The organism is Kitasatospora sp. NPDC096128, from assembly GCF_040303105.1.
Lineage (GTDB): Bacteria > Actinomycetota > Actinomycetes > Streptomycetales > Streptomycetaceae > Kitasatospora.
The window spans coordinates 32,386-48,803 of sequence record NZ_JBEOSP010000055.1 but is presented as its reverse complement, the minus strand read 5'-3'; the positions used below and the strand labels follow the sequence as shown (position 1 = coordinate 48,803).

The following is a 16,418-nucleotide window of genomic DNA, read 5'->3' as shown; positions in this document are numbered from 1 at the left end:
GGTGCCCCGGGCACCCGCACCGCGGCACGCGGCGGGTCAGTTGGACGGGTTGTGGTAGCCGTCGTAGGGGGCGCCGAGGTAGGGGAAGGTGTCCAGGTAGGGGTTCTTGACGTCGGCGGGGGTGAGGCCGTCGGTGATGGCGCTGGTGGCGGCGTCGGGGGTGAAGGACGGGTCGACCAGGGGCAGGGTCAGGCCCGCGACGGCGCGCAGCTCCACGGTGACGACGTCGTCGAAGACGCGGCGCCCGTTGGGGAAGCCCGCGGGGTCGCCGGCGACCAGGCCCAGGATGTTGGGCTTGGCGGCCGGGGGGACGGCGACGTTCAGGCGCAGCATGTCGGCCTGGGTGTCGCCGGTGTAGTTCTGGAAGCCGGGGACGACGCCGGTGGGGATGCCGGTGAGGAGGATGGCGAGCAGGTCGGCGCGCGGCTTGGTGTAGGCGGCCAGGTTGGGGAACACGCCCGGGTACAGGGCCGGGAGGAGCTTGGCGAGTTCGGGCATGGCGACGTACTGGGCGAAGTTCTTGTCGTCGGCCGGGGGCTGGGTGTTCCACAGGTCCTTCTTCCCCATGGGGATGATGACCTCGTTGACCAGCGGGTTGCCCAGCCGGGAGACCTGGACGAAGGGGCCGGTCTCGGTGTCGTGGCCGGTGGTGTTGATGACGCGGGCCTGGCGGCGGGAGGCGGTGGTCCACACGCCGATGGTGGCGTGGGGGTCGCTCACGTTGCCGGGCTTGCGGCCGCCGAAGGTCAGGTCGGTGATCGGGACCTGGAGGGCGATGCTGTGGACGTTGAGGGCCTTGGTGGTGTTCACGCCCGGTGCGGGCTGGGTGAAGGCGGGCATGACGTGCAGCTGCTGGAAGGGGCGCAGGGTGCCGAGGTCGAAGATCGACCCGAGGTCGACATAGAAGCCCTCGGCGCGCTGCCCGGCGAAGACCTTCCGGCCACCGGCCAGTTGGTGCACCGCCGCGGTCGCCAGTGATCCGTAGTCCGGGGTGGACAGCGGGCCGATGTTGCACGGAGGGCAGGCCAGGTGTTCGGCCAGCACGCTGCGGCGGCCGTCGGCCTCGACGCGGGTGACGGTGTAGGTCTGGCGGCGGTTCCAGTTCGGGTCGTCGAGGGAGGTGATCGGCCCGGTGTTGTAGAGGAAGGAGTCGGGGTTGCGGACCTCGACCTGGAAGCGGAACTCGTAGCTGACGTCGGGGCGGCCGTCGTTGTCGTTGTCGATGTGGACGGCGTAGAGGACGTCGTCGCCGAACTCGTAGAAGTTGGGTCCGCCGGCCGGTCCCTGGAGCGGGATGTAGTTGGCGATGAGGGTGACGGTGTCGCAGTCGTCGGGGCTGACGAAGGCGTAGACGTCGGTGCTGTCGGCGACCGGGTCCTTGGAGATCTCGGGGGCTTCGCGGTGGGAGGACACTTCAACCTCACAGGGTGTGCGGGCAGGAGGGTGTGGCCGGCCGGCTCCCGGAGGAGCTGTCGGGAGCCGGCCGGCGCTTCAGGGGACGGGAAGGTCAGGCGAGGGCGCGGGCCAGGGCGGCGGCCAGGGCCGGGTCCTGGACGCGCTGGTGGCGTTCGCCGCTGTACACGTCCAGGTGGCCGGAGCGGATGTCGCGCACGTGCACGATCATCGGCTCGTCGTGGTCGGGCACCGGCGCGCGGTGCGGGTCGGCCGCCGGGGCGTCGTCGGCCGCGGCGGCCGTGCCGGCGCCCGCGCCCGTGACCAGGGTCGCGGCGAGGCCGGCGGCGCCGACCGCGGCGGCCTGGCGCATCAGGCGGCGGCGAGACAGGCCGTTGGGCGGGGTGTCGGCCGGGGTGTCGGCTGCGGGAGTGTCCGGGGACATCGAGACTCCTTCATGTCAGGAGGGAAAGGGGCGAGCCGCCGACTCGGCCTGATGTGCCGTCAGCAACGGTGCACGGTCTTGTCCCGGCGATGCGCACAGGCGGGAAAGACGATGGAAGGCGACGGCCACGGTCCCAGGTGTCGCGAGCCGGTCACGGGAAGTGAAGTGCCGACGCGATGCCCGGGTCAAGGCGGCGCGCAACCGCACGCGGTGGTTCTTCACCTCGCCGGACCAGCCGCGCCGCAGCTCAATGCCCCGGCGCTCGCCCGAGCGGGTGAAAAGGAAAGCAGGGCCCTGCCGGGACCCATCTTGCGCCCGCCACGGCACGAACAGGATGCGACAGGACGCTCCCGCCCCTCTTCCCAGGGACCGGGTGGCGGCGTCGCAGCGGCCATCGGCCATGTACGGAAGATCTGAGGTGCCAGGGCATGTTCCAGACACGCGGGTTGGAGATCGTCATCATCGGCTTGGTGGTTCTCGTGCTGTTCGGAGCCAAGCGGCTCCCGGACTCGGCACGGGCGCTGGGCAGGTCGCTGCGTATCCTCAAGGCCGAAACGAACGCGCTCAAGCACGAAGGCGCGCAGCCGGGCGAGGACGCCGGCGCTGCCGGCCTGCGGGTGGAGGCCGCCCTGCCGGAGGGCGGCTTCGTCGATCCGGCGCCCGCACCTGTGGGCGAGACCGTACGCTCCCCGCGCTGAGCCGGCGTTTCGGACGTGGAAGGGTCACCGTGAAAGCCCGCGAAACCCCCGGCCGACAGGCGGACGACCCGCTCGGTGCCGTGATGCCGCTGCGCGGCCATCTGAGGGAGCTGCGCTCCCGCCTCACGAAGGTGGCACTGTCCCTGCTGGCGGGTTCGGCGCTGGGGTGGGCCGTCCACGAGCAGGTCGTGGACGCGCTGGCGGGCCCTGCCTGCCGGATCACCCACGTGCACGGCGTCGGGGCCGCCACCGCGGCCTGCCCGAACGGATTGCTCGTCCTGCAGGGCGCGTTGAGCCCGCTCAGCTTCTCCTTCAAGGTCGCGCTGGTGGTCGGTGTGCTGCTGGCCAGCCCCGTCTGGTCCTACCAGGTGTGGGCGTTCGTCGCGCCGGGCCTGTACCGCCGTGAGCGCCGCTACGGCCTGGGCTTCGCCGGGGCGGCCGTGCCGTTGTTCACCGCCGGCGCGGCCCTGGCCTACACGGTCTTCCCCAAGACGATCGAGCTGCTGGCGTCCTTCACGCCGGCCTCGTTCGGCCTGGTCCTGCCCGGGGACGAGTTCCTGGACTTCTTCCTGCGGATGGTCGTCGTCTTCGGCCTGTCCTTCCAGTTCCCGCTGCTGCTGGTGGTCCTCAACCTGGTGGGCGTCGTCAGCGCTTCCCGGCTGCGGGGCTGGTGGCGGATCATCGTCTTCCTGATCTTCGTGTTCGCGGCCGTCGTCGTGCCCACCGGCGACCCGCTGACGATGCTGGTTCTGGCCGTGCCGATCTGCCTGCTCTTCCTCGCGGCCCTCGGCATCTGCTCACTGCACGACCGCCGCAAGGCCCGGCGGCCCGATGCGCTGCTGCCCGACGATCAGCCCTCGCCGGCCCCGACCGCCGAGGCCGTGGGCGCCGACGAACCCACCGACGCCGTCCGGTGACCCGCACACCCCCGGGGGCCCCACCGACCGGCCACGGCCTGGCCGCCCACCCCCGATCCGCCCGGTCCACCGTCAACGCCGAAGGGGTCGTCACGTGCTCGATCTGAGCCTGGTCAAGATCGCAGTCCTCACGGCGCTCGCCGTCATCATCTTCGGACCGGAGAAGGTCCCCGCGATGATCGCCGACGCCATGCGCCTGCTGCGTGCCCTCCAGGCGTTCGCCCGCGCCGGCACCGACGAACTCAAGCAGAGCCTGGGACCGGAGTTCGCCGACCTGCAGCCCCAGGATCTGCACCCCAAAGCCCTGGTGGCCCGCGCGCTCACCACCGAGGCGCCGCAGCTGTCCGGCCTCGCCGAGGACATCCGTTCGGCGGTGCAGCCGCTGGGAAACCAGCTGCGTGCGGACCTCGACGCCGGGGCACGCGCAGCCGAGCCGTCCTCGGCAGCTCCCGATGCCGGCACCCGTTCCTGAGCCCGCCTCCGCACACACGCCGTTGAGGCGGTCCGGCCGTACGGCTCTCGAAGCGCACCGGCCGAGCGACTGCCGCCCGCGCCGTACGGTGCGACGCCGTTCATGTGCTGTCCTCCATGAAGGTGCGCAGGCGCAGCAGGGCATCACGCACGCGGGACTTCGCGGTTCCCAGCGGCAGGTTCAGCCGGTCGGCCAGCTCCTGGCCGGACAGGCCCTGGTAGTAGGTCAGTTCGACGGCCTGGCGCTGGAGGTCGGTGAGGCTGCGCAGGCAGTCGCGGACCTGTTCGTGGCGCAGTCGGTGCTCGACCTGTTCGCTGACGTCGTCGAAGGCCGGAGCGTGGTCGAGCAGGCGGGCCCGCCGGTCGCGTTCGGCCGCAGCGCGTTCGGTGCGCACGCGGTCCACAGCGCGGCGGTGCGCCATGGTGGCGATCCAGGCCATGGCGGTGCCCTTGGCCGCCTCGAAGCGGTGGGCCTTGCCCCAGATCTCCAGCAGTACTTCCTGGACGACCTCCTGGGTCTGGGAGCGGTCGCGCAGGACCCTGAGCACGATGAGGAACAGGGCGGCGCTCACGGTGTCGTGGAGCTGGTTGAAAGCGCTCTCGTCGCCGTTCCCGACACGGGTGATCAGGCGGTCGACGGTGGCGTCGGGACGCTCGGTCCCGGGCGGTTCGGGGGATGTCACGTTCTGCTCACCAAAGGGGCCGAGGATGCCGAGTCGGCGCTGCGCACGAGGTCGGGCGGGACAGCGCCTGGGCCGTGCGGACGGCGACCGCGAGGGGACCGTCCGCTCCGGCGGGGCGCGCCCGAAGCCGGTCGGCGCACCGCGCGTGATCCGCACCGCGTCGCTGTTCAAGTCCGGCGACTGCTCGGTCAGTTCATCGAGCGGCCGGGTGTCCGTGCGATCTGAAGGCATCGTGCTCCCGTCTCACGCATGAGCCCGCCGTTCCCGGGCTGACGCGTGGTGGCTTCGGCGCCCTCGGCGGCACGGCTTGCCCGATCCTTCCCGGATTCACCCGACCGGGTGGGACAGCAGCACCGCTGTGTGGGCCGGGCACCCCGAGGACGGACGGCTCCCCGGGCGAGCCCGCCGGGGCCCGAAGCGCAGGGCGGTCCTGGGGCCGAGCAGCCGCCAGGACAGCGAGCGCGTCGTCCGGTTCACGGCGGGCGATGCCGCAGTGATGCTGCGCGAGTCCGTTCCGCGGGGCGGGCGCAGGCCGTGCGCTCGCGCCTGCGCCGTCACGGGACTTCGGAGTTTTCACCGGACCGCGTCCACAGATCCGGGTCGTGCCGCCGCCGGGCCGCGGCCAGATGCGGCCCCTCACGCCAGGACCGGGGTAGCCGCAGGGCGGCTTGCCGCAGCAGCCGGGCCTGCACCGTCACCAAGGGGTCCGCGGCCGGGCAGACGGGCAGGCCGTACAGGCGGCGCGCCCACGGCGGCAGCAGGCCCACCGCGCAGCCGACCAGGGACGCCCAGGCCGGACGCAGCGGGCCGGCGAGCCGGGCCCACCCGTGCAGGGGCGGCAGCACGGCGAACCTCAGCGCTTCTCGGGCCGCCGGCGTCGCCCGGAGCAGCGGGCGCACCGACACCAGGTAGGCGTCCAGTTCCCTCACGGTGGTGGGAACCGGGAACTCCCGCGGGACGCCGACGAGGTGGGCCACCGTCGCCTGCTCGGTGAGGTAGCGGTCCGCTTCGGCGGCGCTGAGGGCCAGCCCGCTTCGGCGGGCCGCGGTCACGAACGAGTCGACCTCCGCGCAGTGGACCCAGGTCAGCAGTTCCGGGTCACCGGCCGAGTAGGACCGGCCGGTTTCCGGGTCGGTCCCGCGCACGTGCTCATGGATCAGGCGAACCCGGCGGACGGCTTCGCGGACTTCACCGCCGGTTCCGTAGGTCACCGCGCCGACGAAGTGCGCTGTCCGGTAGAGCCGGCCCCACGGGTCCTCGCGGAACGCCGAGTGCTGCGCCACCGCGGCCATCGCGAGGGGGTGCAGTGCCTGCAGGAGCAGGGCCCGTAGGCCGCCCAGGACCATGGACGGGTCGGCGTGCACGGTCCAGGACACCGAGTCGGGTGTGAACAGTCCGGCGGCGGGGACCACGGGCGGGTCGGACGGCTCGCCGTTCATCGCCGGCCTTGCGGTGCTGTGCCTGTCCCGGGCCTTCGTCCCGGACCGGTTACGGAGGTCCAGGCGCCGAAACGCACCGGTACGCCCGGTGAGTAGAGCACGCTCGTCGGCGGCCCGTCGACGTCCACGCCTGCCGCGGCGGTCAGGCCTTGGGAGAGCCCGGTGAGCCGCGCCTCGTACAGGGGCCATCGCGGGTGGTCGGTCGGCAGGTGGACGGTGCGGCCCCGGACCTGGGTGTGCAGGCCCCAGCGGGCGGTCAGGAAGTCGGCCAGCGGCCCGGAGCGCTCCAGACGCTCACCGGTGCGCGCGGTGAGCGCGCAGGTCGCGTCCGCACGGCCGGGCCGCCGGGCTCGGGTCACGAGGGAGTAGGTACCGTCGCCGGCCGCGAGGCGCGTCTCGGACCACCGGTAGGGCAGGGCGAGCAGGGCCCGTGCGGTGAGGACCGCGGCCAGCCGAGGGCAGTCGAGCGAGCGGAACACGACACCGCGGCGGCCCTGCCCGTCGACGGAGTAGAGCCGCACGTTCACTTCGGGGAAGCTGCCCAGATAAGGGATGGCGGCCGAGCCGCCGGGGCCCAGGCGTTCCATGGCGAAGGCCACCAGGCCGACCCAGCTGGTGGCGTTGAAGACGTCCGGTACGACTCCGGGTGGCAGAAGCGGCGAGACAGCGGCGGGGCTGACCGGCCAGTGCAGGAAGAGGACGTGGCGCCAGTACTGGGAGAGCAGTGGCCGGCCGACCGGCCGGGCCGGGTCCACCGTCACCGGTTCGATGATCATCCGTACCTCTCCTGCTGGTGTCCTGGCCTCCGATGGTGCGCTCCTGCCGTCGCGTCGGGGAACTCGCAGCGTTGCTGCACCGGAGATCGGTGGAGCTGCCGGGAATCGGTACTGCGGCTTGCTCCGCCACTGCGGTGAGGTACTGGGCGGCCTGCACGGGCAAGGACACGAACCACACGATCGAGGCCTGCGGGAGGAGACCACGCGCAGGGCGTAGGCGTTGCGGCTCCCGGGGGCTTTGGCGAGCATCCGGTCGTAGCGCGGGTCCTCGCGGTGGCCGCGTGAGCGCGACCGGATATGGGCGGTCAGGCCCAGCCCCCACACCGTGACCAGGACCGTGACGAGCAGTCGGCGTTCCGGGTCGCCGTGGCCGGCGGGCAGAGCCCAGCCGGTCCAGGCGACGGCGGTGAAGGCCAGGCCCAGGTGACGTCGACGCCCCGGTGGCGCCCGCTGCTCACCCCGACCGCGAAGGCGGCCGGCAGCACCAGCAGGGCCGCGCCGGCCGTTTCGGCGAGGTTTGCGGCGAAGGCGGCGGCGTTCACGACGACTGCTCCTGGTACCAGCTCGCCGGGGTGGCGGGTGCGCCGCTGGTGCCGTCGGTGGTGGGGCGGACGGCGAGGATCTGGTCCACGCCCATCCTGCGCTCGGCGAAGGCGAGGGAACTGCCGGCCAGGTAGAGCTGCCACAGGCGTACGGTGGGTTCGCCGACCAGGGCGGTGAGCTCGGCGCGGTGCTCGTCGAGGCGTTCGTGCCAGGCGTCGATGGTGCGGGCGTAGTGTTCGCGCAGTGCCTCGACGTTGCGTACCTCCAGGCCGGCGGTCTCCAGGAGGGCGACGGTGTCGCCGACCGGGCGCATGTGCATGTCGGGGGCGATGTACATCTCGATGAACGCCCCGCCGCCCGGTGCCGTCGTGCCACGGGACATCTGCTGGACCAGCAGGCGGCCCTCGGGCCGCAGCAGGCTGTGCAGGCGGCGCGCGAAGGCAGGGTACTGCCGGTCGCCGACGTGCTCGCCCATCTCGACGCAGCTGACCGCGTCGAAGGGGCCGTCGGCGATCTCGCGGTAGTCGCGCAGCAGGACCCTCACCTGGTCGGTGAGGCCCGCGGTATCCACCGCCGCGGTGGCGAAGGCGTGCTGGCGCTTCGAAAGGGTGACGGCGGTGACCTGGGCGCCGAAGTGGCGGGCGGCGTGCAGCGCGAGGGCGCCCCAGCCGCAGCCGACGTCCAGCAGGCGGCTGCCGGGGGTCAGAGCGAGTTTGCGGCAGATCAGGTCGAACTTGGCTTCCTGCGCGCTCTGGAGGCTGTCGTCCTCGGGCGTCCAGTAGGCGCAGGAGTAGGCCATGGCGGGGCCGAGCAGCAGGGCGTAGAACCCGTTGGACAGGTCGTAGTGGTGGCTGATGACCGCCCGGTCCCGGGCCCGGCTGTGCAAGGTCCCGCCCACGCGGGCCCGGCCGCCCGGTGGCTGGGGGCGCGGGCCGAGGACGCCCAGGCGCGCGGCGGCGGCGAGCAGCCCGGGCCAGTCCCGCACGCCCGGGCGCACCGGACCGCGTCCGGCCAGCGCGCGCCGCACCTGCGACAGGGCGGGGGCGAGGTCGCCCTCGACGTCGAGGTCGCCGCTGATCCAGGCGTCGGCCAGGCCGAGTTCGCCGGGCTGCCACAGCAGGCGGCGCAGCGCGCGCCGATTGCGCAGCACCACCGTCGGCGCCCCGTCGGGTCCGGCGGTCGAGCCGTCCCACGCCTTGATCCGGAACGGCAGCGGGCCGGCGAGCAGGTCGGTGAGCAGGTCGGTGAGGCGGGTGGCGGGGGTCATCGGGTGGGCTCCGGGCGGGTGAGGAGGATCTGCTGGACGTCGAGGCAGCCGGTGCGGAGACCGGCCTCGGAGTAGGCGAGGTACAGCTCCCACTCCGGTGTGCTCAGCTCGCGGGCCGGCGGGCGCTGGACGTACAGGCGGCGCAGCCACCGCGCGCCGGTGGGCACCAGCGTCTCGGGAGCGGTGGCCAGTTCGCTGAGCAGCGCGACCAGATCGGGTGAGTCCCAGTCGCCGGCCTGGTAGGACTCCCCGAAGCCGATCAGCCCGCTCTCCCCGATGCGGTGGAAGAACGCTTCGGGCCGAAGCAGGCACAAGGTCGGGGCCGACGTCGGGGCGGGAGCGAGCAGGCGTGCACCGGGCAGTTCGACGCGCGGGCCGCGGCGGCGGGCGATGCGGCCCAGCAGCCGTCGCGCCACTGCGGCGCGGACCGGGACGTGCGGGAGGCGGGCCACGTCCGGCCACTGCCGCACGTCGACTGCCGTGGGCGCGAGGGACTGGGCCGGCGGTGTCACGGAGCGGAACCTCCTTCTGCGGGACGGGGTGAACAGGTCGGGGGTGGACGGGCAGGCCGCGCCGCCACAGCCGGATCCCCTGCAAGCGGATGTGGGCACTGACCGCCCAGGTGGAGATGGGGTGACGGGCTGCGGCCCGCAGCAGCCGTGCGGCTGTGGCCGGATAGCGGGTGCCGTGCAGGGTGGCGGTGAACGCCCGCCCGCCTTCTCGCTCCAGATGGATGGTCAGGGCCAGGCGCTCGCCCGGTTTGGGCAGTGCCATCCGGTAGCGGCCGTCGACGGGGAAGAACGGCGAGGCGTGGAAATCCTTCAACACCTCGGCCTGCGGTCCCCGGCCCCGGGGGGTAGGCCGGGGACCGCGGTATGTGGGCTGATGCCGGTCAGGAGGCGGGCATCAGGACGGTGTCGACGATGTAGACGGTGGCGTTGGCGGTCTGGACGTTGCCGCACAGGACCTTGGCGCTGTCGTTGACCGTGAAGTCGGGGGTGGCGCCGGTGACGGTGAGGTTGCCGGTCTCCAGGGTCTTGTGGCCGCCGGTCAGCGCGGTGGGCGCCAGGCGCTGGGGGACGACGTGGTAGGTGAGGATCTTGGTGAGCTTGTCCTTGTCGGCGAGGACGGCGTCGAGGGTGGCCTTGGGGAGCTTGGCGAACGCGTCGTTGGTGGGGGCGAAGACGGTGACGTTCTGCGCCGTGTTGAGGGTGTCGACGAGACCGGCCTTCTTGACGGCGGTGACCAGGGTGGACAGCAGCGGGTTGTTGGAGGCGGCGGTGGCGACGGGGTCCTTGGCCATGCCGGTGAAGGAGCCGGCGCCGTCCTTGGGCACGGCCGCGCAGGCGGTGCCGAAGGGCTGGTCGCTCATGGCCGCGCCCGACGCGGTGGCGGGCGCGGCGGCCGAGGACGGTGCCGCGGCGGCGGCCTTGGTCGCGGCCGACGATCCGGAGCCGCTGCTGCTGCACGCTCCCAGGCTCAGGGCGAGCGCGGTGGCGGCCACGAGGGCGGCGGCGGAGTTGCGGCGGCGGGTGACGGGGGTCATGGCGGTGTTCTCCTCGTTGCGGGTGTGAAGGTCCGGCCCATCGGGCGGGCCGGTCCGGTCGGTGGTCAGGGAAGTCGGGTGGCCGGTGCTGTTCAGGTGACGGTGACGACGGTGCTGTGCCAGCCGGTGGCGCCGGCGGGGTAGGGCGTGGTGCGGGTCTCGGTCTGGACGGCGCCGGTGGTGTCGGTGGCGCGGACCTCGATCCGGTGGGTGCCGGGTGCGGCGCCGGCCCAGGTGTGGGTCCACTGCCGCCACAGGTCGGGGCCGGCGTCGGCGGCGAGCAGCGCCTCCTGCCAGGGGCCGCCGTCGTAGCGGACCTCCACGGCGGCGATGCCGCGGTGGGTCGCCCAGGCGGTGCCGGCGACGGTGATGTCACCGGCGGGCACCCGGGCGAACGGGGCGGGGACCTCGATGCGCGAGGCGGTGCGCACCGTGCCGGTGCGGTCCCAGCCGCGTTGCACCCAGTAGGGGTCGTGGGCGGCGAAGGTGGTCACGTCCAGGTCGACGAGCCACTTGGTGGCGGAGGTGTAGCCGTAGAAGCCGGGGATGACGCTGCGGCAGGGGAAGCCGTGGGCGACGGGCAGGGCCTGCCCGTTCATGGCCACGGCGAGCAGGGCGCGGCGTCCGTCCAGGACCGACTCCAGCGGGGTGCCGATGGTCATGCCGTCCTGGGAGCGGCCGACCAGTTGGTCCGCGCCGGGGCGCACGCCCGCCCGGCGCAGCAGGGCGGGCAGGGAGGCGCCGAGCCAGCGGGTGGTTCCGACGTAGGGGCCGCCGACCTCGTTGGAGACGCAGGACAGGGTGTGGTCCAGCTCTTCCAGCGGTTCGCGCAGGAGGTCGTCGAAGGTGATGAGGAGGGGGTGGTCGACCATGCCGCGGATGCGCAGGGCCCAGCGGCGGGGGTCGATGCGGGGCAGGGTGAGGGCGGTGTCCACGCGGTAGAAGTCCGCGTTCGGGGTGGTGAACGGGGACAGGCCCGAGATGTCCGGATGGAGCGTTGCGGGCAGCGGCGGCAGCGGTCGCGCGGCCGGGGGGATGCGGACGGCGTCGCGGGCCGCGCTGATGTCATAGCGGCGGTCCGACAGCACGCGGCCGCCGACGCCGGCGAGCGCACCGAAGGCGAACGCTCCGCCGGTGGCGGCGAGTACGGCACGACGCGTGGCTCCGGCAGGTTCGGCAGCCTGTGCCTCGGCCTCCGGGCGTCCGGTCTGCGGGGAGCCGGGTGACGCGGTCCGCGCCGCGGTCGTGGTTGCGGCGCGCAGCATGCGGGCCAGCAGGAGGAGGGTTGCCGTGCCTGTCAGGCCGGCGGCCAGGGCGGGGGCGGCGTCCGCGGCGGCGGCTGAGGGGCGGGAGAGGGCGGCCCAGGTGCCGAGCAGTCCGAAGGCCGCGTAGACGCCGGCCCCGAGCAGGGGGCGGCGGGCGGCCAGGATTCCGGCGAGGGCCGCGAGCAGGGTCATTGTCAGGTAGATCCCGCCGAGGAGCACCGGCTTGTCGTCGGTGCCGAACGTGCGGACGGCGTACTCCTTGAGTGGAGTGGGTGTCAGGTCGATGGCGGCCGACCCGACGGCGATGACCGGCGCGGTGTCAGGACCGGTGAAAACGGCGACCAGTTCACCGGCTCCGAGCGCGGCCGCCGCGGCGGCCCACCCGGTCGCAGTCGCTGTACCGGCCCGCAGAATCCGGGCCCGAAGGGGCCCGGAGGGTGGCAGGGGCTGTGGTCCGTCGTTGCTCACACCCCCCATTCGTCGCACCCGACGGGCCGGATGGGTGCCCATCTCGGCAGCGGCGCGGTGGAGCGTTCTCCGGAGCACTTTTGTTCCGATGGGTCGTGGAGGGGGCGGTGAATCGGGCAGGGCGGTGGCGTCGTGACCGTCGTCGCCGCGCTCACTGAAGACGGCGGGAGGTAGCGGTGCCCGGACAAGGGGTGATGCGGTGGGGCGGCGGGTTCAGGGAGCGGTCCCGTCGTGCAGCGCGGCGGCGGGACCGCTCACCGGTGCCCGTCGCCGCCGGTGCGACGGACGCCGGTCCCGGGGAGGTCGGTCGAGGGGGCCGCAGAGCGCGGGTGCGGTGGCTTCCAGAGGCAGGGCGGGGTTGAGGTCGCTCGACCCCAGGACGTCGTCGTACTCGCCGTTGTGGTTGTAGTCGATGCCGTGGCCGCCACGTCGGCGGGGAGGGCGGCGACCGCCAGGGCCAATCCGCAGGCACGCCGGCCCCGAAGACCAAGTGCCAGCAGTTCTGTTCACCTGGCCGGTGCTCCGTCTCCGGCCGCGTCGTGGGAGGCCCTTGATGCCCGCCGCCAGCTCGTGGGGCCCGCCGCCCGCCCGTTGCCCCCGGGGGGACGCCGGATGAGCGCCGTCGTCCACCTGTCCGGCCCCGGACTGCCGGGCCCGGATCTCAAGGAGCTCCTCGCCAAGGTCGCCCGCGGCGACCAGGACGCCTTCTCCCGGCTGTACGACACGGTCGCCGCCCCGGTACTGGGCCTGGTACGCCGGGTGCTGCGCGACCCCGCGCAGTCGGAGGAGGTCGCCCAGGAGGTGCTGCTGGAGGTCTGGCGCACCGCCGCCCGCTATCGCGCCGAACGCGGCGGGGTGATGCCCTGGGTGCTCACGATCGCCCACCGGCGCGCGGTGGACCGGGTCCGGGCCGCGCAGGCCGCCGCCGACCGCGACCAGCGAGCCGCCGCCGCCTCCCACACCCCGGTGTTCGACGAGGTCGCCGAACAGGTCGAGGGCCGACTCGAACGCGAACAGGTGCGGCGCTGCATGAAGTCGCTCACCGAACTCCAGCGCGAGGCGTTGACGCTGGCCTACTACCGCGGCTACACCTACCCCCAGGTCGCCGAGGTCCTCGGCGCCCCGCTGGGCACGATCAAGACCCGCATGCGCGACGGACTGATCCGCCTGCGCGACTGCCTGGGGGTAGGAGCATGAGCGCCGCCGACCTGCACACCCTGACCGGCGCCTACGCCGCGCACGCCCTCGACCCGGACGAGAGCGCGGAGTTCGAACGCCACCTGGCCGGCTGCCCGGCCTGCGCCCAGGAGGTGGCCGAGTTCGCCGCCACCCTGGCCCGGCTCGGCTCCGCCGAGGCCGCCCTTCCCCCACCGGCCCTGAAAGCCCGGGTGATGGCCGCCCTGCCGACGCTGCGGCAGGAGGCCCCGCACACCATCCCGGCCCGGGGGCGACGGCGCGGCCGCCTCGCTTGGGGCTGGCCCAGGCTCGCTCTCGCGGCCTGCCTGGCGCTGGCCGCCGCCGCCGGCGGCGTGGCGGTGCAGCAACACCAGCAGGCCGGACAGGCCCGTGCCCGCGCTGCCGCGCTCCAGCAGCAGCAGGACCACTTCGCGGGCCTGCTCACGGCCCCCGACGCCCGCACCGCCACCGGGGCTGCCGCCGGCGGGGCCGGGGTGGGCACGGTGGTGTGGTCGCCCAGCCGCGGCCAGGCCGGCTTCCTGGCCGCCGGCATGCCCGAGCCCGCCGCCGGCAGCACCTACGAGCTGTGGTTCAACGACGCGGGGACGATGCGCCCGGCTGGCCTGATGCCGACAGGTGACGGCGTTCTATTGCTGACCGGACCGCTGGACGGAGCGAACGGGGTCGGTGTCACGGTCGAACCGGCCGGCGGTTCCACGCACCCCACCACGGCGCCGGTGATGCTCCTGTCCTTCACCTGACCTCAGTGAACCGCCTGCGGCATGCCGCAGGCGGGGCGGTGGCGGTCGAAACCTGACAGGGCACACATGCCCCACGCCTCCGGATTTCCGGACCGAAACGTCTTGCGTTGGAGCGCACTCCAACTCCTAGGTTCAGGAGCATGCGATACATCAAACTCGGAACGACCGGCCTGGAAGTCTCCGCGATCGCTCTCGGCTGCATGAGCTTCGGCGAGCCGGACCGGGGCGGCGAGCCCTGGTCGCTGGGCGCGGACGCCAGCCGGGACCTCATCAAGCAGGCCCTTGAGAGCGGCGTCAACTTCCTTGACACGGCCAATGGGTACAGCGCCGGAAGCAGCGAGGAGATCGTCGGACAGGCGGTCAAGGACTTCACCCGGCGCGAGGAGGTAGTTCTCGCCACGAAGGTCTGGATGCGGATGCGCCCCGGCCCGAACGGCGCCGGGCTGTCCCGCAAGGCGATCTTCGCCGAGCTCGACGCCTCCCTGAAGCGGTTGGGGACCGACTACATCGACCTGTACCAGATCCACCGCTGGGACTACGACACCCCGATCGAGGAGACCCTCGAGGCGCTGCACGACGCGGTCAAGTCCGGGAAGGTCCGCTACATCGGAGCCTCTTCCATGTACGCCTGGCAGTTCGCCAAGGCCCTGTTCCTGGCTGACCTGAACGGCTGGACCCGGTTCGTGTCGATGCAGGACCACTACAACCTCATCCACCGGGAGGCAGAGCGGGAGATGTTCCCGCTCTGCGCCGACCAGGGCATCGGCGTGGTCCCGTGGAGCCCGCTGGCGCGGGGCAGGCTGACGCGGGCCCGGGACACCGCCACGGCGCGTGCCGGGACCGACGAGGGCGGCAAGATCCTCTACCGCGACGAGGACCAGGCAGTGGCCGAGCGCGTCCACGAGATCGCGGGCAGGCGGGGTCTGTCCCCGGCCCAGGTCGCCCTGGCCTGGGTCATGCGCAACCCGGTGGTGACCTCGCCCATCGTCGGGGTCACCAAGCCGGCCCAGCTGGCCGACGCGGTCGCCGCGGTGGACGTCGAACTCGACGAAGGCGAGGCCGCCTACCTGGAGGAGCCCTACCAGCCGCACGAGGCCGCCTACCTGGAGGAGTCCTTCTACAAGTCGCGCCCTGTGGCGGGCTCCCGGTAGTCCCGGCTACCGCCGGGCCTTCGACGATTCCTCGGCCCCGGCCCGCCCGGTGCGGCCGGCCCGCGCCGTCGGGTCGAGGACGTCCTCGACCAGGTGGAGGGATGAGCGTCACTGCGGGCGGACGATGACCACCGGGCAGGTGGCGTGCTGGGCGCAGCGCGTGCTCACCGAACCGAGCAGCGCGCGGGTGAAACTGCTGTGCCCGTGACTGCCCACCACCAGCACCTCGGCGCCCCGGGCTGCTTTCAGGAGGACGTCCGAGGGGTCGCCCAGCACCAGGCGTTCGCGCACCTCCACCGGTCGGTCCGGTCCGAGCACCTCGTCGAGTTCATCGGCGAACCGCTGCTGGGCGAGATTCTCGTCGAAGGACGTGTCGACCACCGGGGCCGACCAGCCGTAGTGGCTCGGCGGTTCCCAGGCGCCCACCGCGTCCACGACCCCGCCGGTGAGCGTCGCGTGTCGGATCGCCCAGCGCAGTGCGGCGTACGACGACGGAGAGCCGTCGACGCCGACCACGATGCGGGGAGCGGAGTCGTTCGCGTCCATCTGTACCGTCACCGTCCTGTAGGTGCACTGTCCTGTCGGTCGTCGCCCCTCCCACCACGGTGGATGCCACCCGCCGTCACCGCCAGTACGGCCCGGCACCCGGGTGACGGCCCAGCTGCCCGGCCGGGCCGGGGACCGTCAGGCAGGACGTGCGGTTTCGCGGTCATCGCGGGAGCTCCTGCTCGATGATCGGGGGCCCGTCGGGGCGGATGATCCGGCCCGAGATCCCGGTGGGCTTGATGCGCATCCAGGTGTCCCGGGTGCCGCCCGCCCAGGGACGGGGGTCGGCGTGCTGCTGGAACCAGTGCACGGCCTCCTCCTCGGCGACCGTCGATGCGGTGCCGTTCACCAGGACGCTCCAGCCGGTGGCGAACACCTCGTCCAACTGGTCGACCTCGAAGGCGACTTCGCTGCCCGCCGCCCGGGCCAGGGTGCCGTCCGCCTCGGTGCGGCAGAGGATGGTCGCGTCCAGCACCCGGTAGTTGACGGGCAGCGCCACCAGTCCGCGCGGCGCGGCCAGGATCACCCGGCCGACGCCGCCGGGGCTGAGCCTGGCCCAGCAGGCCGCCGGGTCCAACTCCTCCAGCCGGACACGCGTGTTGGCGCGGGCCCGCCCGGCCGGGGAGTCGCGGCCGCCGCCGAGCAGGTCGGTGACGGTGGTGTCGAGCGCGTCGGCGATCCGGGTCAGGGTGGTGACGCCGACCGGGACGGGGTGCGTCTCCAGGTACTGCAGGAACCCCGGGTCCAGCCCGCCGCGCTCCGCCACCAGCTCGCGGGTGAGCCCGAGCTGGGCACGGCGGTGGGCCACACGGCGGCCGAGGTCGCCGGGGTCGGCCGGGCGGGGGTGTGGCCGGCCTTCGTTCGCGGTCCGCAT

17 protein-coding genes and 2 pseudogenes are annotated in these 16,418 nt (G+C 73.3%); 6 read left to right on the top strand and 13 right to left on the bottom strand.

All coding sequences use genetic code 11. From position 1 onward, the window contains the following. Positions 1 to 36 precede the first annotated feature (36 nt). Both ABTY61_RS36985 and ABTY61_RS36980 read right to left on the bottom strand, forming a co-directional pair. A complete protein-coding gene (locus ABTY61_RS36985) occupies positions 37 to 1,413 on the bottom strand; it encodes a DUF4331 domain-containing protein (protein ID WP_350509570.1) in 1,377 nt (458 codons plus the stop codon). 94 nt (positions 1,414 to 1,507) lie between these two features. Continuing rightward, the gene (locus ABTY61_RS36980) at positions 1,508 to 1,837 is read right to left on the bottom strand and encodes a hypothetical protein (RefSeq protein WP_350509569.1); all 330 of its coding nucleotides are present in this window, start codon (positions 1,835 to 1,837) and stop codon (positions 1,508 to 1,510) included. A 428-nt stretch (positions 1,838 to 2,265) separates the two neighbouring features. Here ABTY61_RS36980 and ABTY61_RS36975 point away from each other — a divergent pair, with 428 nt between their 5' ends. The 3 genes from ABTY61_RS36975 (at position 2,266) to ABTY61_RS36965 (ending at position 3,924) form a co-directional block, all read left to right on the top strand. After that, positions 2,266 to 2,535, top strand: a complete 270-nt coding sequence (locus ABTY61_RS36975) for a twin-arginine translocase TatA/TatE family subunit (protein ID WP_350509568.1) — start codon at positions 2,266 to 2,268, stop codon at positions 2,533 to 2,535. 29 nt (positions 2,536 to 2,564) lie between these two features. Then, entirely contained in the window at positions 2,565 to 3,452 is an 888-nt protein-coding gene (gene tatC, locus ABTY61_RS36970; protein ID WP_350509567.1) for a twin-arginine translocase subunit TatC, read from the top strand. 94 nt (positions 3,453 to 3,546) lie between these two features. Further along, the gene (locus ABTY61_RS36965) at positions 3,547 to 3,924 is read left to right on the top strand and encodes a twin-arginine translocase TatA/TatE family subunit (RefSeq protein ID WP_350509566.1); all 378 of its coding nucleotides are present in this window, start codon (positions 3,547 to 3,549) and stop codon (positions 3,922 to 3,924) included. A 100-nt stretch (positions 3,925 to 4,024) separates the two neighbouring features. Here ABTY61_RS36965 and sigK read toward each other — a convergent pair whose 3' ends face one another. The 9 genes and pseudogenes from sigK to ABTY61_RS36920 all read right to left on the bottom strand — a co-directional run bounded on the left by sigK (position 4,025) and on the right by ABTY61_RS36920 (position 11,919). Further along, positions 4,025 to 4,606: an ECF RNA polymerase sigma factor SigK gene (gene sigK / locus ABTY61_RS36960; RefSeq protein WP_350509565.1), complete on the bottom strand. Its 582-nt coding sequence runs from the start codon at positions 4,604 to 4,606 to the stop codon at positions 4,025 to 4,027. A 554-nt stretch (positions 4,607 to 5,160) separates the two neighbouring features. Then, complete coding sequence (locus tag ABTY61_RS36955) at positions 5,161 to 6,045, bottom strand: oxygenase MpaB family protein (protein ID WP_350509564.1); 885 nt, start codon at positions 6,043 to 6,045, stop codon at positions 5,161 to 5,163. After that, positions 6,042 to 6,890 (bottom strand): YqjF family protein, encoded by an 849-nt coding sequence (locus tag ABTY61_RS36950; RefSeq protein ID WP_502895495.1) that lies wholly within the window; start codon positions 6,888 to 6,890, stop codon positions 6,042 to 6,044. The genes ABTY61_RS36955 and ABTY61_RS36950 overlap by 4 nt, the downstream gene beginning before the upstream one ends. 168 nt (positions 6,891 to 7,058) lie before the next feature. After that, positions 7,059 to 7,238, bottom strand: a pseudogene (locus ABTY61_RS36945) (DUF1295 domain-containing protein); the annotation flags it as partial. A gap of 121 nt (positions 7,239 to 7,359) precedes the next feature. After that, positions 7,360 to 8,631, bottom strand: a complete 1,272-nt coding sequence (locus tag ABTY61_RS36940; RefSeq protein WP_350509574.1) for a class I SAM-dependent methyltransferase — start codon at positions 8,629 to 8,631, stop codon at positions 7,360 to 7,362. Continuing rightward, positions 8,628 to 9,143, bottom strand: a complete 516-nt coding sequence (locus ABTY61_RS36935) for a hypothetical protein (protein ID WP_350509576.1) — start codon at positions 9,141 to 9,143, stop codon at positions 8,628 to 8,630. The genes ABTY61_RS36940 and ABTY61_RS36935 overlap by 4 nt, the downstream gene beginning before the upstream one ends. A gap of 46 nt (positions 9,144 to 9,189) precedes the next feature. Further along, positions 9,190 to 9,459, bottom strand: a pseudogene (locus tag ABTY61_RS36930) (DUF1365 family protein); the annotation flags it as partial. 64 nt (positions 9,460 to 9,523) lie between these two features. Then, a complete protein-coding gene (locus tag ABTY61_RS36925; RefSeq protein WP_350509563.1) occupies positions 9,524 to 10,177 on the bottom strand; it encodes a fasciclin domain-containing protein in 654 nt (217 codons plus the stop codon). 92 nt (positions 10,178 to 10,269) lie between these two features. After that, positions 10,270 to 11,919, bottom strand: a complete 1,650-nt coding sequence (locus ABTY61_RS36920) for a molybdopterin-dependent oxidoreductase (protein ID WP_502895494.1) — start codon at positions 11,917 to 11,919, stop codon at positions 10,270 to 10,272. A gap of 603 nt (positions 11,920 to 12,522) precedes the next feature. Here ABTY61_RS36920 and ABTY61_RS36915 point away from each other — a divergent pair. From ABTY61_RS36915 to ABTY61_RS36905, 3 genes are all read left to right on the top strand, one after another. Beyond that, positions 12,523 to 13,107 (top strand): sigma-70 family RNA polymerase sigma factor, encoded by a 585-nt coding sequence (locus tag ABTY61_RS36915; RefSeq protein WP_350509561.1) that lies wholly within the window; start codon positions 12,523 to 12,525, stop codon positions 13,105 to 13,107. Beyond that, complete coding sequence (locus tag ABTY61_RS36910; RefSeq protein WP_350509560.1) at positions 13,104 to 13,847, top strand: anti-sigma factor; 744 nt, start codon at positions 13,104 to 13,106, stop codon at positions 13,845 to 13,847. The genes ABTY61_RS36915 and ABTY61_RS36910 overlap by 4 nt, the downstream gene beginning before the upstream one ends. Before the next feature lie 140 nt (positions 13,848 to 13,987). Then, positions 13,988 to 14,998: an aldo/keto reductase gene (locus tag ABTY61_RS36905; protein ID WP_350509559.1), complete on the top strand. Its 1,011-nt coding sequence runs from the start codon at positions 13,988 to 13,990 to the stop codon at positions 14,996 to 14,998. A gap of 108 nt (positions 14,999 to 15,106) precedes the next feature. Here ABTY61_RS36905 and ABTY61_RS36900 read toward each other — a convergent pair whose 3' ends face one another. Then, entirely contained in the window at positions 15,107 to 15,544 is a 438-nt protein-coding gene (locus ABTY61_RS36900) for a universal stress protein (protein WP_350509558.1), read from the bottom strand. Positions 15,545 to 15,707: 163 nt separating this feature from the next. Further along, a complete protein-coding gene (locus ABTY61_RS36895) occupies positions 15,708 to 16,418 on the bottom strand; it encodes a helix-turn-helix domain-containing protein (protein ID WP_350509557.1) in 711 nt (236 codons plus the stop codon).

Bases quoted from the DNA above. Each gene is read 5' to 3' on its own strand.
- ABTY61_RS36980 (WP_350509569.1), bottom strand. From the start codon at position 1,837: ATGTCCCCGGACACTCCCGCAGCCGACACCCCGGCCGACACCCCGCCC.
- ABTY61_RS36975 (WP_350509568.1), top strand. From the start codon at position 2,266: ATGTTCCAGACACGCGGGTTGGAGATCGTCATCATCGGCTTGGTGGTT.
- ABTY61_RS36955 (WP_350509564.1), bottom strand. From the start codon at position 6,045: ATGAACGGCGAGCCGTCCGACCCGCCCGTGGTCCCCGCCGCCGGACTG.
- ABTY61_RS36940 (WP_350509574.1), bottom strand. From the start codon at position 8,631: ATGACCCCCGCCACCCGCCTCACCGACCTGCTCACCGACCTGCTCGCC.
- ABTY61_RS36925 (WP_350509563.1), bottom strand. From the start codon at position 10,177: ATGACCCCCGTCACCCGCCGCCGCAACTCCGCCGCCGCCCTCGTGGCC.
- ABTY61_RS36920 (WP_502895494.1), bottom strand. From the start codon at position 11,919: ATGGGGGGTGTGAGCAACGACGGACCACAGCCCCTGCCACCCTCCGGG.
- ABTY61_RS36915 (WP_350509561.1), top strand. From the start codon at position 12,523: ATGAGCGCCGTCGTCCACCTGTCCGGCCCCGGACTGCCGGGCCCGGAT.
- ABTY61_RS36910 (WP_350509560.1), top strand. From the start codon at position 13,104: ATGAGCGCCGCCGACCTGCACACCCTGACCGGCGCCTACGCCGCGCAC.
- ABTY61_RS36905 (WP_350509559.1), top strand. From the start codon at position 13,988: ATGCGATACATCAAACTCGGAACGACCGGCCTGGAAGTCTCCGCGATC.
- ABTY61_RS36900 (WP_350509558.1), bottom strand. From the start codon at position 15,544: ATGGACGCGAACGACTCCGCTCCCCGCATCGTGGTCGGCGTCGACGGC.
- ABTY61_RS36895 (WP_350509557.1), bottom strand. From the start codon at position 16,418: ATGCGGACCGCGAACGAAGGCCGGCCACACCCCCGCCCGGCCGACCCC.